Source organism: Kribbella sp. NPDC004138 (genome assembly GCF_053603655.1).
Map to the genome: position 1 here is coordinate 183,230 of NZ_JBSGFZ010000010.1, position 13,807 is coordinate 197,036.

Consider the following 13,807-nt stretch of genomic DNA (forward strand, 5'->3'; position numbering starts at 1 on the left):
TTCGTGGGTGTGGATCTTGCGAAGCTGTTGAAGGTTGCCCAAGCCGCCGTCGAGCGTGGGCGGGAGGTGACCGAGCGGATGGCGCCGGGAGAGCTGACGGTCAAGGGGGACCGGGACATGGCCTCCGAGGTGGATTTCGCGGTGGAGCGGGAGGTGCGGGCCTTCCTCGAGCGGGAGACGCCGGAGATCGGCGTCCTGGGCGAGGAGGAGGGCGGCGCCACCGACGGCACCCGCTGGGTGCTGGACCCGGTCGACGGCACGGTGAACTTCATCCACGGCGTGCCGCTGTGGGCGATCTCGCTCGGGCTGATCCACGAGGGCCGCGCCGTCGCGGGCGTCATCGACCACCCGGCGCTCGGTACGACGTACGCGGCCGCCGAGGGGCTGGGCGCGACCCGCGACGGGAAGCCGATCCGGGGCAGCGAGTGCGCCGATTTGTCCGACGCGTTGGTTGCCGTCGGCGACTATGCCGTCGGTCCGGACGCGGACCAGGTGAACGCTGACCGGATCGCCCTCACCCAGCGGCTGTACCCGCGCGTGCAGCGCCTCCGGATGATCGGTACGGCGGCCACCGCGCTGACCTGGACGGCGAACGGGTACTTCGACGCGCTGATCATGTTCTCCAACAAGCCCTGGGACACGATGGCGGGCGTGGCGATCTGCCGCGAGGCCGGCGTCACCGTCCTGGACCTCGACGGCACCGGCCACTCGCCCGAGTCCCGCGGCGTCTTCGCGGTCGCCGACGGCATCCGCGAACCGCTGCAGGAGCTGCTCGCCGCGCCGCGAGGTCAGTGAGGCACCGTGGCGACGCTCGGGGTCATCGGCAGCGGCAACATCGGGTCGGTGGTGGCGTGGCTCGCCGTCGGCGCGGGCCTCGACGTGGTGATGGCGAACTCGCGCGGTCCGGAGAGCCTGGCGGACAAGGCACGCAGCCTCGGCATCCGGGCCGGGACCGTCGACGAGGCCGCGCGGGCAGGGGACTGGGTCCTGGTGAGCATCCCGCTCGGACGGTACGCCGAGCTGCCGGTGGCGCCGTTCGCGGGCAAGGTCGTGCTGGACACGATGAACTACTACCCGCGGCGTGACGGCCGGATCGACCGGCTCGACCGCGAGGTGGTGACGACGGCACAGCTCCTGCAGGAACGGTTGCCCGCAGCCCACACGGTAAAGGCGTTCAACAACATCGCCGCGCGGAACATCGTGACACTGGCCAGGCCCGCCGACGCGCCGGATCGCAGCGCGTTGCCGATCGCCGGCGACGACGCGGACGCGAAGGCCGCGGCCACGGAGCTGATCCGGACGCTCGGGTTCGACGTGGTCGACGTCGGTCCGCTGAGCGAGAGCTGGCGGTTCGAGCCGGAGACGGCCGCGTACGTGACGCCGTACCTGTCCAAGGCGAAGCAGCACCCCGATCCGGGGAAGCCGCTGCCGGTGGCCCGGCTCGTGCAGTTGATCGCCGCCGCCCATCGCCCGCCGGTGGCCCGGCGCGACGTCTGACGCGCGTTACTTGTCGATGTCGCCGACGACGAAGAACATGCTGCCGAGGATCGCGATCATGTCGGGGATCATCGTGCCGGGGAGCAGGGCGGGCAGTGCGGAGATGTTGTTGAAGCTGGCCGAGCGGAGCTTCAGCCGCCACGGGGTCTTGTCGCCGCGGGAGACCAGGTAGTAGCCGTTGATGCCGAGCGGGCTCTCGGTCCAGGCGTACGTCTGGCCCTCGGGGACCTTCAGGATCTTCGGCAGCCGGACGTTGACCGGTCCGGCGGGCAGCGTCGACAGCTTGTCGAGGCAGGCGTCGACCAGGTCGAGCGAGGCCTTCACCTGGTCGAGCAGGACGGCGAAGCGCGCGAAGCAGTCGCCCTCGGGGCGGGTCACGACGCGCAGCACGTCCTGCAGTTCGCCGTACGCCAGGTAGGGCTCGTCGCGGCGCAGGTCGGCGTCCACGCCGGAGGCGCGGGCGATCGGGCCGGAGACGCCGTACTGCGCGACGAGTTCCGGCGAGAGCTTGCCGACGCCGACGGTGCGGGCGCGGAAGATCTCGTTGCCGAGGATGATCTCCTCGATGTCGGGCAGCCGGGTGCGGACCGCGGCGGAGGCGGCGGCCGCGCGGCCGAGCCAGCCGTACGGCAGGTCCTCCTTGAGGCCGCCGACCCGGTTGAACATGTAGTGCATCCGGCCGCCGGACAGCTCCTCCATCACCGCCTGGATCGTCTCCCGCTCGCGGAACGCGTAGAACACCGGCGTGATCGCGCCGAGCTCCAGCGGGTACGAGCCGAGGAACATCAGGTGGTTCAGGATCCGGTTCAGCTCGGCCAGCAGGGTCCGCAGCCAGACGGCCCGGACGGGAACTTCGAGGCCCATCATCCGCTCGACCGCGTGCACCACGCCGAGCTCGTTCGCGAACGCCGACAGCCAGTCGTGCCGGTTCGCCAGGACGATGATCTGCCGGTAGTCGCGGACCTCGAACAGCTTCTCCGCGCCGCGGTGCATGTAGCCGATGATCGGCTCGCAGCCGACGATCCGCTCACCGTCGAGGGTCAGCCGCAGGCGCAGCACGCCGTGCGTCGCCGGGTGCTGGGGCCCGATGTTGAGCACCATGTCGGTGGTGGCCAGCTCCGAACCGCTCCCGGTCCCGCCCCGCTCGTAAACAGGGTCGAATCCGGCGGCTCCCGCCCCGACTCCCACGACTCTTTCCGTACTCATGACCACTATCGTGACAGGCTTTACCTGTGGACGACCTCTTCGCACCCTCCGATGTCAGCTGGACGCCGGTCTCGCCGAAGCTGGCCACGCTGCGGCGGCTGAACGCGGCGATCGTCGCCGGGCTGACCGCGATCGCGGCACTGCTCGCGCTCGGACTGACGGTGGGCTGGCAGTACGGCCTGCTCGCGGTCGTGGTGATCGTGCTGGCCCTCGGCTGGTCGTGGGTGCTGATCGGCCGGAACCAGCGGTCCTGGAGGTACGCCGAACGCGAGGACGAGCTGCTGGTCAGCCACGGGGTGATGTTCCGCGAGCTGGTCGTCGTACCGTACGGCCGGATGCAGTTCGTGGACGTGACCGCCGGGCCGCTGGAGCGTGCGTACGGGATGGCCACCGTGGAGCTGCACACGGCGACGCCGGCGACCGACGCGAAGATCCCCGGGCTGCACCCGGACGAGGCCGGCCGGCTGCGTGACCGCTTGTCCGCCCTCGGCCAGGCGCAGGCGTGGGGCCTGTGACCGAGCAGACCGCCGAGGTCGTCGGACAACGGCTTCACCCGCTCACCCCCTTCGTCAAGGGCTGGGGGTACTTCGTCGTCGCGGCCTTCGCGCTGGTCAACAACGAGGGCCTGCGGACCAACCTGACGATCGCGGGCATCGGCCTGGCAGCGGTCCTCGTCGGCGGCATCCTGCTCGGCGCACTGTCCTGGTGGTTCACCAAGTGGCAGCTGACCGCCGACGCGATCCGGGTCGACAGCGGGTTCCTGTTCCGCCGGACCCGGATCATCCGCTTCGACCGGATCCAGGCGATCGACGTGGCGCAGCCGTTCGTCGCCCGGTTGTTCGGCATGGCCGAGCTGCGGATGGACGTGGCCGGCGGCGGCAAGAGCGACGGGAAGCTGAGCTTCTTCCGGTACGAGGAGGCGCAGCAGCTCCGCACGATCCTGCTGGTCCGGGCCAAGGGCGAGCAGGCCGCCGAGCAGCAGGCCCACGAGCAGCAGGCCGAGGCGGTGGCTCCGCCGCTGCTGACCGTTCCGACGAGCCGCCTGCTCGGTGCGACGCTGTTGTCGTCCACGGTCGTCGCCAGTGCCGGTGCACTGATCTGGCTGATCGTCGCGACGATGGTGCTGGACTTCCACATCGGTCTGTGGGCCGGTCTACCGCTGCTGCTGGGTGTCGTGCAGCCGATCTGGAAGCAGGTCGTGGGGAACCACGGGTTCACGCTGTCGGAGTCCAGCCACGGACTGCGGACCAAGCGCGGCCTGTTCGACGTCCAGCGGCAGACCGTTCCGCCTGGCCGGGTGCAGGGCCTGCTGATCACCGAGCCGCTGATCTGGCGGTTGCTCGGCTGGTCGCGCGTCGAGCTGGACATCGCCGGCGTCGCCGGCCAGCGGGAGGACGGCGACGACCTGCTCGAGGGCGCACAGTTGCTGCCGGTGGGTGAGCGCGCCGAGGTGGCGTACGTGCTCGCCCGCGTACTGCCTGGCCTCGATCTGAGCCGCATCCAGATGCACCCGGCTCCGGAGCGCGCAAAATGGCTGCGGCCGATCGGCTGGCGGTTCTTGGCGTACGGCGTCGACGGGCAGGTCATGGTCACCACGCGTGGCTGGGTGAGCCGCCGTACGTCGATCGTGCTGCACCACAAGACGCAGTCGGTCCGGCTGGAGCAGGGGCCGCTGCAGCGGCGTCTTGGACTCGCCAACGTTCACGTCGACACGCCGGTGGGGCCGACCGACGCCACGGCGCTGCACCGCGATCAGGTGGAAGCTGCGGCGCTTGTGGAGGCTCAGGCGGACAGGGCGCGCGAGGCACGCCGTACGGTGGCCGCGTCCGCCGCGGTCCAGACCCAGCCGAACCCGCCGAGTCCAGACGGGTCGAGCAACTCGGCCGCCTCACCTGCTGACGACAGCTCGGACAGGTAGCGCCTGGCATCCGTCTGAGCCAGCTCCAGGCTCGGGCGGGCCCCGCTGACACCCAGCGCGCGCAGGGCGTCACGCTGGCTCAGGATGGTGCCGCCGAGCGAGTCGAGCGCCACGTGCGCGGTGATGTCGCAGGTCCCGTCGGGTGCCGGGTCGCATTCCCGTCCGTCGCGGAAGCCGGTCAGGGTCCCATACGGCGGTCTGGACGCCTTGACGTGCCCGTAGTCGATGGCGATCGCGAGACTTCCCGCAGTGAGGCGACTGACCACGTCGGCCCAGGACCGATCGCGACGGACCCCGACCTCGGCCCGATCACCAGGCTCGCCTGGCCACCACTTCTCGAGCCAGCGGAGATCGTTGCCTTCTACAACCGGCCCTGGGGTCAGGTCGGGGAGGAGGTAGCGGGGACGGCCCTCGTCATCCCACTCGACGACCTCGCACGGGACGTTGTCGAGCCACTCGTTCGCGACCACCAGGCCGTGCAGGCGGTCGGGCAGCGCGTCGTCGAGCTCGATGTCCAGGACCTTCAGGCCCTGGGCACGCAGGACCTGGCCCAGTTCGCCGGAGCCGGCGCCGATGTCGACGACCGTGGTGACCTCCAGCTGACGGGCCAGCCGTGCGATCGCCTGTCCGAAGAGCGCGGACGCGTGCACCGACGTACGGAAATGGGCGGACGGGCGCTCCCGGCGGTAGAAGCCGTCAGGTCCGTAGAGCGCCCGTTCCCAGGCCGCGCGGTACGTCTCGGTCATCAGGAACCCAGCGGCACGGCACCGATCTGGCCCCACACACCGGCAGCGTCCTCCCGCCACAGCCCCAGCTCCGTCAACTGCACGGTCGGCGCCGGGGCCGCGGCCAGCGCGGCGTTCGCCTCGGCGACCACGGCCGGGCCGCCCTGGGCGGACGACGAGATCGTCAGGTGCGGATGCGGGTCCGGGAACTCACCGCCGTACGGCGGGCACTCGGGGAACGCGGCGACCACGGACAGCAGGATCGAGCGCACCGTGTCGAACGGCTCCGGCCGCAGCCACGCCGTACCGTTCGGGAACTGGCCGGCCGTCGGGAAGCTGAGCTCGAACGGTTCGATGGCCGCCACGGCCGACCGGAGCCGGTCCACATCGGTGTCGGTGGGCTCGGCGACCCACGGCACCAGCACGGTCACGTGCGGCGGGATGAGCTCGGTCAGCGGGACCTGCGGCCGCGCCGTCGACCGGGACACCGAGCGCCAGCGGTCCGTGGCCGCCGCGAGCTCCGGGACTGTGATCAGAATCGCCGTCAATTCGGTGCCAGCTGCCCATGCATCACTCACCGCGCCATGCTCTCATCACCTACGCTGACAAGTAGATCGTCTGGTACCCCGCCGCGGGACTGGAACGAGAAGAGAGTGAGTGATGGAACGGATCGGCTTGATCGGAGCCGGCCGGGCCGGGACCGCCCTGGGAGCAGCCATGGCGGCAGCCGGACATCGGTTGGTCGGAGTCACCGCGCGGTCGGACGCGTCCAGGGAACGCGCCGCCCGCCTTCTGCCCGCTGTGCCCGTGCTGACCCCTGACGAGGTCACCAGGAGCGCGGACGTCGTCTTGGTCGCCGTACCGGACGACCTGATCCGCGACGTGGCGCAGACACTGCCGCTGACCAGCGCGCAGTACGTCGTTCATCTGTCCGGGGCGCACGGTCTGGCCCCACTGGCCGGCCTCGCCGCGACACCGGTCGCGCTGCACCCCTCGATGACCTTTCCGGGCGGCCCGGTGCAGCTGGACGGGGTCATGTTCACCGCGACCGCCCCGGACGCCGCCCGGTCGCTCGTCGAGCGACTGGTGAAGGCGCTGGGCGCGCAGGTGCAGTGGGTCGCCGACGAGCAGCGTGCGCGGTACCACGCGGGTCTCGTCCACGGCGCGAACCACCTGACCACGCTGGTCACGCAGGCGGTCGCCGTACTGCGGGAGGCGGGCGTGTCGGATCCGGCGGCGACACTGCGCCCGCTGCTGGCCGCAACCCTCGACAACACGCTGCGATCCGGTCATCATGCGCTCACCGGGCCGATCGCCCGGGGCGATGCCGACACGGTGGCAGCACATCTGGAAGCACTGCGAGGCAGTACCGGGAGCAGCACGCAGCGCAGGATCGCCAGCACGTACGCCGAGCTGGCCCGCGCGACGGTCGAGCTGGCCGCGGCGGACGGCCGGCTGGACGCGGACACAGTCCGCCGATTGACCGAGGTACTGGACGGGCACCAGGCAGATCCGACAGGGGAGGCACCTCGATGAGACTCACCCAGACCAAGGCCGAGCTGCGGGCGGCAGCCGCGATCCGGCCGCGCGCGGTCGTGATGACCATGGGGGCTCTGCACGACGGCCATGCCGCGTTGCTGGCCGAGGCACGCGAACGGGTCGGACCGGACGGCAGCGTGGTCCTGACGATCTTCGTGAACCCGTTGCAGTTCGGGCCGACCGAGGACTTCGACCGGTACCCGCGGACGCTGGCCAGCGACCTGGCGATCGCGAAGAACGAGGGCGTCGACCTGGTCTTCAACCCGTCCCGCGACGAGCTGTACCCGAACGAGCCGTCGATCACCGTGCACCCCGGTCCGTTGGCGGACGAGCTGGAAGGCGTGTTCCGGCCCGGTCACTTCTCCGGCGTACTGACCGTGGTGTCGAAGCTGCTGCACCTCACGGCACCGGACCTGGCGCTGTTCGGCGAGAAGGACTACCAGCAGCTGACGCTGATCCGCGAGATGGTCTGCGACCTCGACATGGACGTGGACATCGTGCCGGTGCCGACCGTGCGGGAGGCGGACGGTCTCGCGCTGTCCTCACGCAACCGGTACCTGAGCGAGACCGAGCGTGACGAGGCCCTGGTGCTGTACCGGGCGCTGAGCGCCGGCGCGAAGGCCGGGATGAACGGGCCGGACGCGGTGATGGCCGCCGCACAGGCCGAGCTCGAGGCGGTGCCGTCGGTGAAGATCGACTATCTCGCGTTGCGAGCCCCCGATCTCGGCCCGGTGATCGGCCCCGGCGAGGCCCGGATGCTGATCGCCGCCCGCGTCGGCCTGACCCGTCTCATCGACAACATTTCCATCACCCTGCGATGAAATCGATTGATACCGTCGCGGGATGACTGTGCTGATGCCACGCCTCCGGCGCGGCGGGTCACGGGGCCGTAACTCCCGCCCTTCCCTCGTCGCTTCGGTCGCTGTGCTGAATGTCGCGACTCCGTCGCGACGGGCCCTGGGGCTGGAACTCCCGGTCTTCCCTCGTCGCTCCGGTCGCTGCGCTCCCTCCGCTCCTCAGTCCAGACCGGGAGGCCCCAGGACCGGGCTCCCTGCGCTCCTCAGTCCAGGGCGGGAGGCCCCGTGACCGGACCCGCGGTCCCGCAACGGCTCGCCGCGCCCGAACCTGGCTGGACGGACACCGTCGACGTGGTGGTGATCGGTTCCGGGGTCGCCGGACTGACCGCCGCGCTCAAGGCTCGCGAGCTGGGTTCCGTGCTGGTGGTGACGAAGGACGTCGTCGCCTCCGGCTCCACGCAGTGGGCGCAGGGCGGCATCGCCGCCGCCCTCGACCCGGAGGACTCACCCGAGGAGCACTTGCAGGACACGCTCGTGGCGGGCGCCGGGCTGAGCGACCCGGAGGCCGTCCGGGTGCTCGTCACCGAGGGACCGGACGCCGTCCGCGACCTGATCGAGCTGGGCGCGCGCTTCGACACGATGGCCGACGGCGAGATCTCGCTCGGTCGCGAGGGCGGCCACCACCGCAACCGGATCGCGCACGCCGGCGGCGACGCGACCGGCGCCGAGATCGAGCGCGCCCTGGTCGCCGCGGTCAAGCGCGCCAAGGACATCCGGCTGATCGAGCACGCCCTCGTCCTCGACCTGCTGACCGCGGCCGACGGAGCGATCGCCGGCGTCACGTTGCACGTGATGGGCGAAGGCCAGCTCGACGGTGTCGGCGCGATCCGGACCAGAGTGGTCATCCTCGCCTCCGGCGGACTCGGGCAGTTGTACGCGGCAACGACCAATCCGAGCGTGTCCACCGGCGACGGCATGGCACTCGCGCTGCGGGCCGGCGCGAAGGTGCGGGACCTGGAGTTCGTGCAGTTCCACCCGACCGTGCTCTGGCTGGGCAAGAGCGCGAAAGGCCAGCAGCCGCTGGTGTCCGAGGCGGTCCGCGGTGAAGGCGCGTTCCTCGTCGACCACACCGGCAAGCGGTTCATGCAGGGCCAGCACGAGCTCGCCGACCTCGCGCCGCGCGACATCGTGGCGAAGGCGATCATGCGCCAGATGCTTGCCACCGGCAAGGATCATGTGTACCTGGACGCCCGGCACTTCGGCGACGAGAAGTGGCGGGTGCGGTTCCCGACCATTCTCGCGTCCTGCCGGTCGCACGGTATCGACCCGGTCCGCGAACTGATCCCGGTCGCGCCCGCCTGCCACTACTCGTCCGGCGGCGTGTGGACCGACCTGAACGGCCTGACCTCGGTGCCCGGCCTGTACGCCTGCGGTGAGGTCGCTTGCACCGGCGTCCACGGCGCCAACCGGCTGGCCTCGAACTCGTTGCTCGAAGGGCTCGTCTTCGCCCGCCGGATCGCCGCGCACCTCGCCGACGGCCTGCCCGCGCGGCGCGAGCCGGTCGTGGACCGCCGTACGGCGGGGCTCGTCGACGCGGACGCCGTCCCCGAGGTGCAGCGGGCGATGACCGTCGGCGCCGGCGTGATCCGGAGCGCGTCCGGCCTCTCCGAGGCGGGTGCGGTGATCGGCAAGCTGATCGAGCAGCCGGCCGGCGAGCCCGGGACCCCGGGCTGGGAGGCGACGAACCTGGTGACGGTCGCCTCCGCCCTGATCGCCGCCGCGACCGCGCGCGAAGAAAGCCGCGGCGCGCACTGGCGGGAGGACCACCCGGACCGCGATGATCTGCACTGGTCCGGAAGCCTGGACCTGACCCTGCCGGCGGTGGCCGAGCAGGCTGTGCCGCGGACCACGTTTGTTCCGCGCGAATCCGAGGAGAATGACCGGCATGGATGAGACAGTCGACCGCCAGTGGGTCGGTGACCTCGTGCGGGCCACCATCGAGGAGGACCTGGCCGGAGGCGTCGACGTGACGACCACCGCCACGGTCGACCCGGATCAGGTCTCGGTCGCCGAGCTGGTCGCCCGTGCCGACGGTGTGGTGGCCGGTCTGGAGATCGCGGAGCTGGTGCTGCGTCAGGTCGCCGCGCCGGACGAGATCGAGCTCGAGTTCACGGTCCGCGACGGCGCCTCGGTACGGCGCGGTGACGTGCTGATGACGGTGCGTGGCAAGACCCGGCAGCTGCTCACCGCCGAGCGCACCACGCTGAACCTGCTCTGCCACCTGAGCGGCGTCGCGACGCTGACCCGGCGCTGGGTGGACGAGGTCGACGGCACCGGCGCGGTGATCCGCGACACCCGCAAGACGATGCCGCTGCTGCGGTCCCTGGAGAAGTACGCCGTCCGCTGCGGCGGCGGGAAGAACCACCGGATGGGCCTGTCCGACGCCGCGCTGATCAAGGACAACCACGTGATCGCGGCCGGCGGCGTCGCGGAGGCGTTCCGGCTGGTCCGCAAGGCGTACCCGGAGATCTCGATCGAGGTCGAGGTGGACTCGGTCGAGGACGCCCTGATCGCGGTCGAGTCCGGCGCCGAGCTGATCCTGCTGGACAACATGGACGTCCCGCTGCTGCGGGAGGCGGTCGAGAAGGTGGCCGGCCGGTCGAAGCTCGAGGCCTCCGGCGGGCTGACGCTGGACAAGGCGCGCGCGGTCGCCGGGACCGGCGTCGACTACCTCGCGATCGGCGCGCTGACGCACTCCGCGCCGGTGCTCGACATCGCGTTGGACCTGAAGGAGTCCTGATGTTGCTGGCCGTGGCCGTCGAGAACACCAGGACGCTGGTCGGCCTGGTGTTCGAGGGCACGGTCAAGCGGCACTGGTGGGTCGGGACCGATCCGCGGCGGACGGCGGACGAGTGGGCCGTGCTGCTGCAGGGCCTGCTCACGGGTGAGTTGCCGGTGTCCGGGATCGCCGTGTCCTCCGCCGTACCGCACGTGTTGCACGAACTACGCGACGTCGTGGCGCGCTACTACCAGGGGGTGCCGAGCGTCGTCGTCGAGCCCGGCGTGAAGACCGGGCTGCCGGTGCTGGTGGACAACCCGCGCGAGGTCGGCACGGACCGGATCGCGAACGCGCTGGCGGCGGTGACGCTGTACGGCGCGCCCTGCCTGGTCGTCGACGTCGGTACGGCGATCACGATCGACGTGGTCAACCCGGCTGGCGCCTTCGTCGGCGGAGTGATTGCCCCGGGCATCGAAACCGCGACCGACGCGCTCGGCGAGGCGGCCGCGCAGTTGCGCCGCGTCGAGCTGGTCCGGCCGCGCTCGGTGGTCGCGAAGAACACCGTGGAGGCCCTGCAGTCCGGCGCGATCCACGGTTTCGCCGCGCTGGTCGACGGCCTGGTCGCGCGGATCCGGACCGAGCAGTCGCTCGACGAAGACCTCCCGGTCGTCCTCACCGGTGCGCTCGCGCCGCTGCTCGCCGGCCAACTCGGGACGCCGGTCCGCGACGAACCGTTGCTGACCCTGCGCGGCCTGTATCAGGCCTTCGCCCGCAACCACGGCTGACCCCGACAACCTCTTGTGCCCTTGACGTGACCTGGCTCACTATGAGCCCAGGGTGAGTTCAGGGGGATGGGGGAAGTATGAGGTCTGTTTACCGTGTCTTGGCCGGGCTCGTGGCGATCGGTGTGGTGGTCCAGGCGATGGCGATCGCCCTCGCGTGGTTCACGGTCATCAAGGACGTCGACGACGGCCTGGTGTTCACGAAGGACTCCGACGCCAACGCGGGGCACATGATCCACACCATCGTCGGCAGCGCGGTGATCCCGTTGCTCGCGATCCTGTTGCTGATCGTCTCGTTCTTCGCGAAGGTCGACGGCGGCGTCCGGTGGGCGCTCTACGTCTTCGGCCTGGTCGCGTTGCAGTTCGGGCTGGCCGCCGCCTCCTTCGGCGCACCGGTCATCGGCGCGCTGCACGGGCTGAACGCGTTCGCCCTGCTCGCGGTCGCGGGGCTGGCCTCGCGGCGCGCGGCCGGACCGGCCCCGGTGGCCGCCGAGGCTCCGGCCACGACCACCGAGACCACGCCGTAGATGCCGTTGGCAACTGACGGGCGGCGGCCGTGACCCTGCGGCCGCCGCCTCGGCGTGCGCTGATCGCGATCGTCGCGACGATCGTCGTGCTCGCGCCGCTCGGGTTCTTCTGGCAGCGGAGCCTGATCCCGAACGACCTCTCACCGATGGCGATGGGGTACGCCGACTACGGCGGCGGGCCGGCGACCGCGCGCGACCATCACGGCACGGACGTCCGTCAGCTGACGGGTCCCGTGGACCAGAAGCCCGACGTCGTCGTGGATCTGGTGGCGCGCCAGGAGCGCTTCGACATCCCAGGTCGCGGGTCCACGGACGGGTACACGCTGAACCACACATCGCCCGGTCCCCGGATCGTCGCGAAACAAGGCGATCTGGTGCAGGTCACGCTGCGCAACGAGAACGTTGCCGACGGCATCACCTTGCACTGGCACGGTGTCGACGTACCGAACGCCGAGGACGGTGTCGCGGGTGTCACGCAGGACGCCGTCAGACCCGGCCAGTCGTTCGTGTACCGCTTCGTGGCGAAGGACACCGGCACGTACTGGTACCACTCGCACCAGGTGTCGCACGAGCAGGTGCGGAAGGGCCTGTACGGCGTCCTGGTCGTACAGCCGACGCCGACGGACGTGGTCGCCGCGGTCCACACCTACGACAAGGTTCGCACGGTCAACGGCGAGTACGGCGAACGGCGGATGCAGGCGCCGGGCCCGATCGCACGCGTCCGGCTGATCAACACCGACAACGGGCCGCTGGCGGTCTGGGTCGATGGCGCGCCGTACAAGGTGGTCGCGGTCGACGGGACCGACGTGAACGGACCGACCGAGGTGAGCGGGAAGTCGGTGCTAGTCACGGCGGGCGGCCGGATCGACCTCGAGGTGCCGACGGCGAAAGCGGTCCGGATCGGCCTCGGCGGAGGACCGACGACGCTGGTGATCGGGGACGGCGACGCACCGGCCGGGACCGAGCCGCGCGAACGGGTCGACCTGCTGAGCTACGGATCGCCGCGACCACTCGGGTTCGATCCGGCGAAGGCCACCCGCTCGTTCCGGTACGGCATCGGCCGGCGGATCGGGTTCTTCGACGGCAAGCCCGGGCTGTGGTGGACGATCAACGGGCATCAGTTCCCGGACGTGCCGATGTTCGTGGTCAGCGAGGGCGACGTGGTCCGGATGACGATCGCGAACACCTCCGGTCAGGTCCATCCGATGCACCTGCACGGCCATCACGTCGTCGTCCTGAGCCGTGACGGGGTGCGCGCGACCGGGAGTCCGTGGTGGACGGACTCCCTCAACGTCGAGGACAAGGAGACCTACGAGGTCGCGTTCGTGGCCGACAACCCGGGGATCTGGATGGACCACTGCCACAACCTCCCGCACGCCGCGCAAGGCCTGGTGACGCACCTGATGTACGCCGGTGTCACGACCGGGTACCACCTCGGCGGCGCGCCGGACAATCAGCCCGAGTAGATCGGGCGGCCGACCGTCAGCGCCGCACGCAGCGTGTCGGGCAGGCCTTTGAAGGCCGAGTCCGGCTGGGTGCCGGTGGCGTCGAGGGTCTTGGAGAAGAAGGACCGCGCCGCGGCGGCCAGGACGACGTCGAGCACGTCGGCGTCCGACAGGCCGAGCGCCCGCAGCTCGTCGACATCGGCCTGCGTGACCGTGTCGGCGGCGAGCGCGACCTTCCGCGCGAACGCCATCACCGCGCGGTCGACCGGGTCGTTCGGAGGCTCCTCCACCAGCGCCACGACTTCCTCGGCGGTGTAGAACTTGTCGGCCAGCACCTGCCCGTGCGCGAGGCTGCAGTAGCTCGACTTCAGCGCGGTCGCGGCGGCCAGCGTGGCGAGCTCGTAGCGGCGCAGGTCCATGGACTCCTTGATCGCGCCGTTGAGCTGTTTCCAGGCCTCGTAGACCGCGGGCCGTGCCGCGAACGCGTGGACGTAGTTGGGCACGTGCCCGGCCGGCGCCCGGTTCGCCTCGAACAGCTCCGGATCGCTCGGCGTCTCGATGAATGCCATCGTGGTTCCCCCTCAGTGGCTCA

14 protein-coding genes and 1 pseudogene are annotated in these 13,807 nt (G+C 70.9%); 11 read left to right on the forward strand and 4 right to left on the reverse strand.

All coding sequences use genetic code 11. The features are described 5' to 3' along the window. Nucleotides 1-9 precede the first annotated feature (9 nt). Nucleotides 10-795 carry an inositol monophosphatase family protein gene (locus ACWEOO_RS16690; protein ID WP_452143705.1) on the forward strand — a complete coding sequence of 262 codons (786 nt, stop codon included), beginning with the start codon at nucleotides 10-12 and terminating at the stop codon, nucleotides 793-795. Nucleotides 796-801: 6 nt separating this feature from the next. Further along, nucleotides 802-1,497, forward strand: a complete 696-nt coding sequence (locus ACWEOO_RS16695; protein ID WP_452143706.1) for an NADPH-dependent F420 reductase — start codon at nucleotides 802-804, stop codon at nucleotides 1,495-1,497. A 6-nt stretch (nucleotides 1,498-1,503) separates the two neighbouring features. On the opposite strand, the gene ACWEOO_RS16700 is transcribed toward ACWEOO_RS16695, so the two are convergent. Further along, nucleotides 1,504-2,703, reverse strand: a complete 1,200-nt coding sequence (locus ACWEOO_RS16700; protein WP_452143707.1) for an NADH-quinone oxidoreductase subunit D — start codon at nucleotides 2,701-2,703, stop codon at nucleotides 1,504-1,506. Between the two features lie 26 nt (nucleotides 2,704-2,729). On the opposite strand from ACWEOO_RS16700, the gene ACWEOO_RS16705 reads away from it, so the two are divergent. Together ACWEOO_RS16705 and ACWEOO_RS16710 are read left to right on the forward strand one after the other, a co-directional pair. After that, nucleotides 2,730-3,218 carry a PH domain-containing protein gene (locus ACWEOO_RS16705; protein ID WP_359931932.1) on the forward strand — a complete coding sequence of 163 codons (489 nt, stop codon included), beginning with the start codon at nucleotides 2,730-2,732 and terminating at the stop codon, nucleotides 3,216-3,218. Next, nucleotides 3,215-4,621, forward strand: coding sequence for a PH domain-containing protein (locus tag ACWEOO_RS16710; RefSeq protein ID WP_452143708.1), 1,407 nt, complete (start codon nucleotides 3,215-3,217; stop codon nucleotides 4,619-4,621). The genes ACWEOO_RS16705 and ACWEOO_RS16710 overlap by 4 nt, the downstream gene beginning before the upstream one ends. A 107-nt stretch (nucleotides 4,622-4,728) precedes the next feature. On the opposite strand, the pseudogene ACWEOO_RS16715 reads toward ACWEOO_RS16710, so the two are convergent. After that, nucleotides 4,729-5,367: pseudogene (locus ACWEOO_RS16715) on the reverse strand (SAM-dependent methyltransferase); the annotation flags it as partial. After that, complete coding sequence (locus ACWEOO_RS16720) at nucleotides 5,367-5,924, reverse strand: 2'-5' RNA ligase family protein (protein WP_452143709.1); 558 nt, start codon at nucleotides 5,922-5,924, stop codon at nucleotides 5,367-5,369. The gene ACWEOO_RS16720 and the pseudogene ACWEOO_RS16715, both read right to left, overlap by 1 nt. An 82-nt stretch (nucleotides 5,925-6,006) precedes the next feature. On the opposite strand from ACWEOO_RS16720, the gene ACWEOO_RS16725 reads away from it, so the two are divergent. The 7 genes from ACWEOO_RS16725 to ACWEOO_RS16755 all read left to right on the forward strand — a co-directional run bounded on the left by ACWEOO_RS16725 (nucleotide 6,007) and on the right by ACWEOO_RS16755 (nucleotide 13,236). Continuing rightward, on the forward strand, nucleotides 6,007-6,882 hold the full coding sequence (locus ACWEOO_RS16725) for a Rossmann-like and DUF2520 domain-containing protein (RefSeq protein WP_452143710.1): 876 nt from the start codon (nucleotides 6,007-6,009) through the stop codon (nucleotides 6,880-6,882). After that, the gene (gene panC, locus ACWEOO_RS16730; RefSeq protein WP_355481933.1) at nucleotides 6,879-7,706 is read left to right on the forward strand and encodes a pantoate--beta-alanine ligase; all 828 of its coding nucleotides are present in this window, start codon (nucleotides 6,879-6,881) and stop codon (nucleotides 7,704-7,706) included. Before ACWEOO_RS16725 ends, panC begins: the two co-directional genes overlap by 4 nt. 261 nt (nucleotides 7,707-7,967) lie before the next feature. Further along, nucleotides 7,968-9,635 (forward strand): L-aspartate oxidase, encoded by a 1,668-nt coding sequence (locus ACWEOO_RS16735; protein ID WP_452143711.1) that lies wholly within the window; start codon nucleotides 7,968-7,970, stop codon nucleotides 9,633-9,635. Then, the gene (gene nadC, locus ACWEOO_RS16740; RefSeq protein WP_452143712.1) at nucleotides 9,628-10,482 is read left to right on the forward strand and encodes a carboxylating nicotinate-nucleotide diphosphorylase; all 855 of its coding nucleotides are present in this window, start codon (nucleotides 9,628-9,630) and stop codon (nucleotides 10,480-10,482) included. The genes ACWEOO_RS16735 and nadC overlap by 8 nt, the downstream gene beginning before the upstream one ends. Then, the gene (locus tag ACWEOO_RS16745; RefSeq protein WP_452143713.1) at nucleotides 10,482-11,246 is read left to right on the forward strand and encodes a type III pantothenate kinase; all 765 of its coding nucleotides are present in this window, start codon (nucleotides 10,482-10,484) and stop codon (nucleotides 11,244-11,246) included. Before nadC ends, ACWEOO_RS16745 begins: the two co-directional genes overlap by 1 nt. 77 nt (nucleotides 11,247-11,323) lie before the next feature. Beyond that, a complete protein-coding gene (locus ACWEOO_RS16750) occupies nucleotides 11,324-11,770 on the forward strand; it encodes a hypothetical protein (protein WP_452143714.1) in 447 nt (148 codons plus the stop codon). A 29-nt stretch (nucleotides 11,771-11,799) separates the two neighbouring features. Further along, complete coding sequence (locus ACWEOO_RS16755; protein ID WP_452143715.1) at nucleotides 11,800-13,236, forward strand: multicopper oxidase family protein; 1,437 nt, start codon at nucleotides 11,800-11,802, stop codon at nucleotides 13,234-13,236. On the opposite strand, the gene ACWEOO_RS16760 is transcribed toward ACWEOO_RS16755, so the two are convergent. Continuing rightward, on the reverse strand, nucleotides 13,224-13,784 hold the full coding sequence (locus ACWEOO_RS16760; RefSeq protein WP_452143716.1) for a carboxymuconolactone decarboxylase family protein: 561 nt from the start codon (nucleotides 13,782-13,784) through the stop codon (nucleotides 13,224-13,226). The two genes, ACWEOO_RS16755 and ACWEOO_RS16760, sit on opposite strands and share 13 nt — an antisense overlap. Nucleotides 13,785-13,807 lie beyond the last annotated feature (23 nt).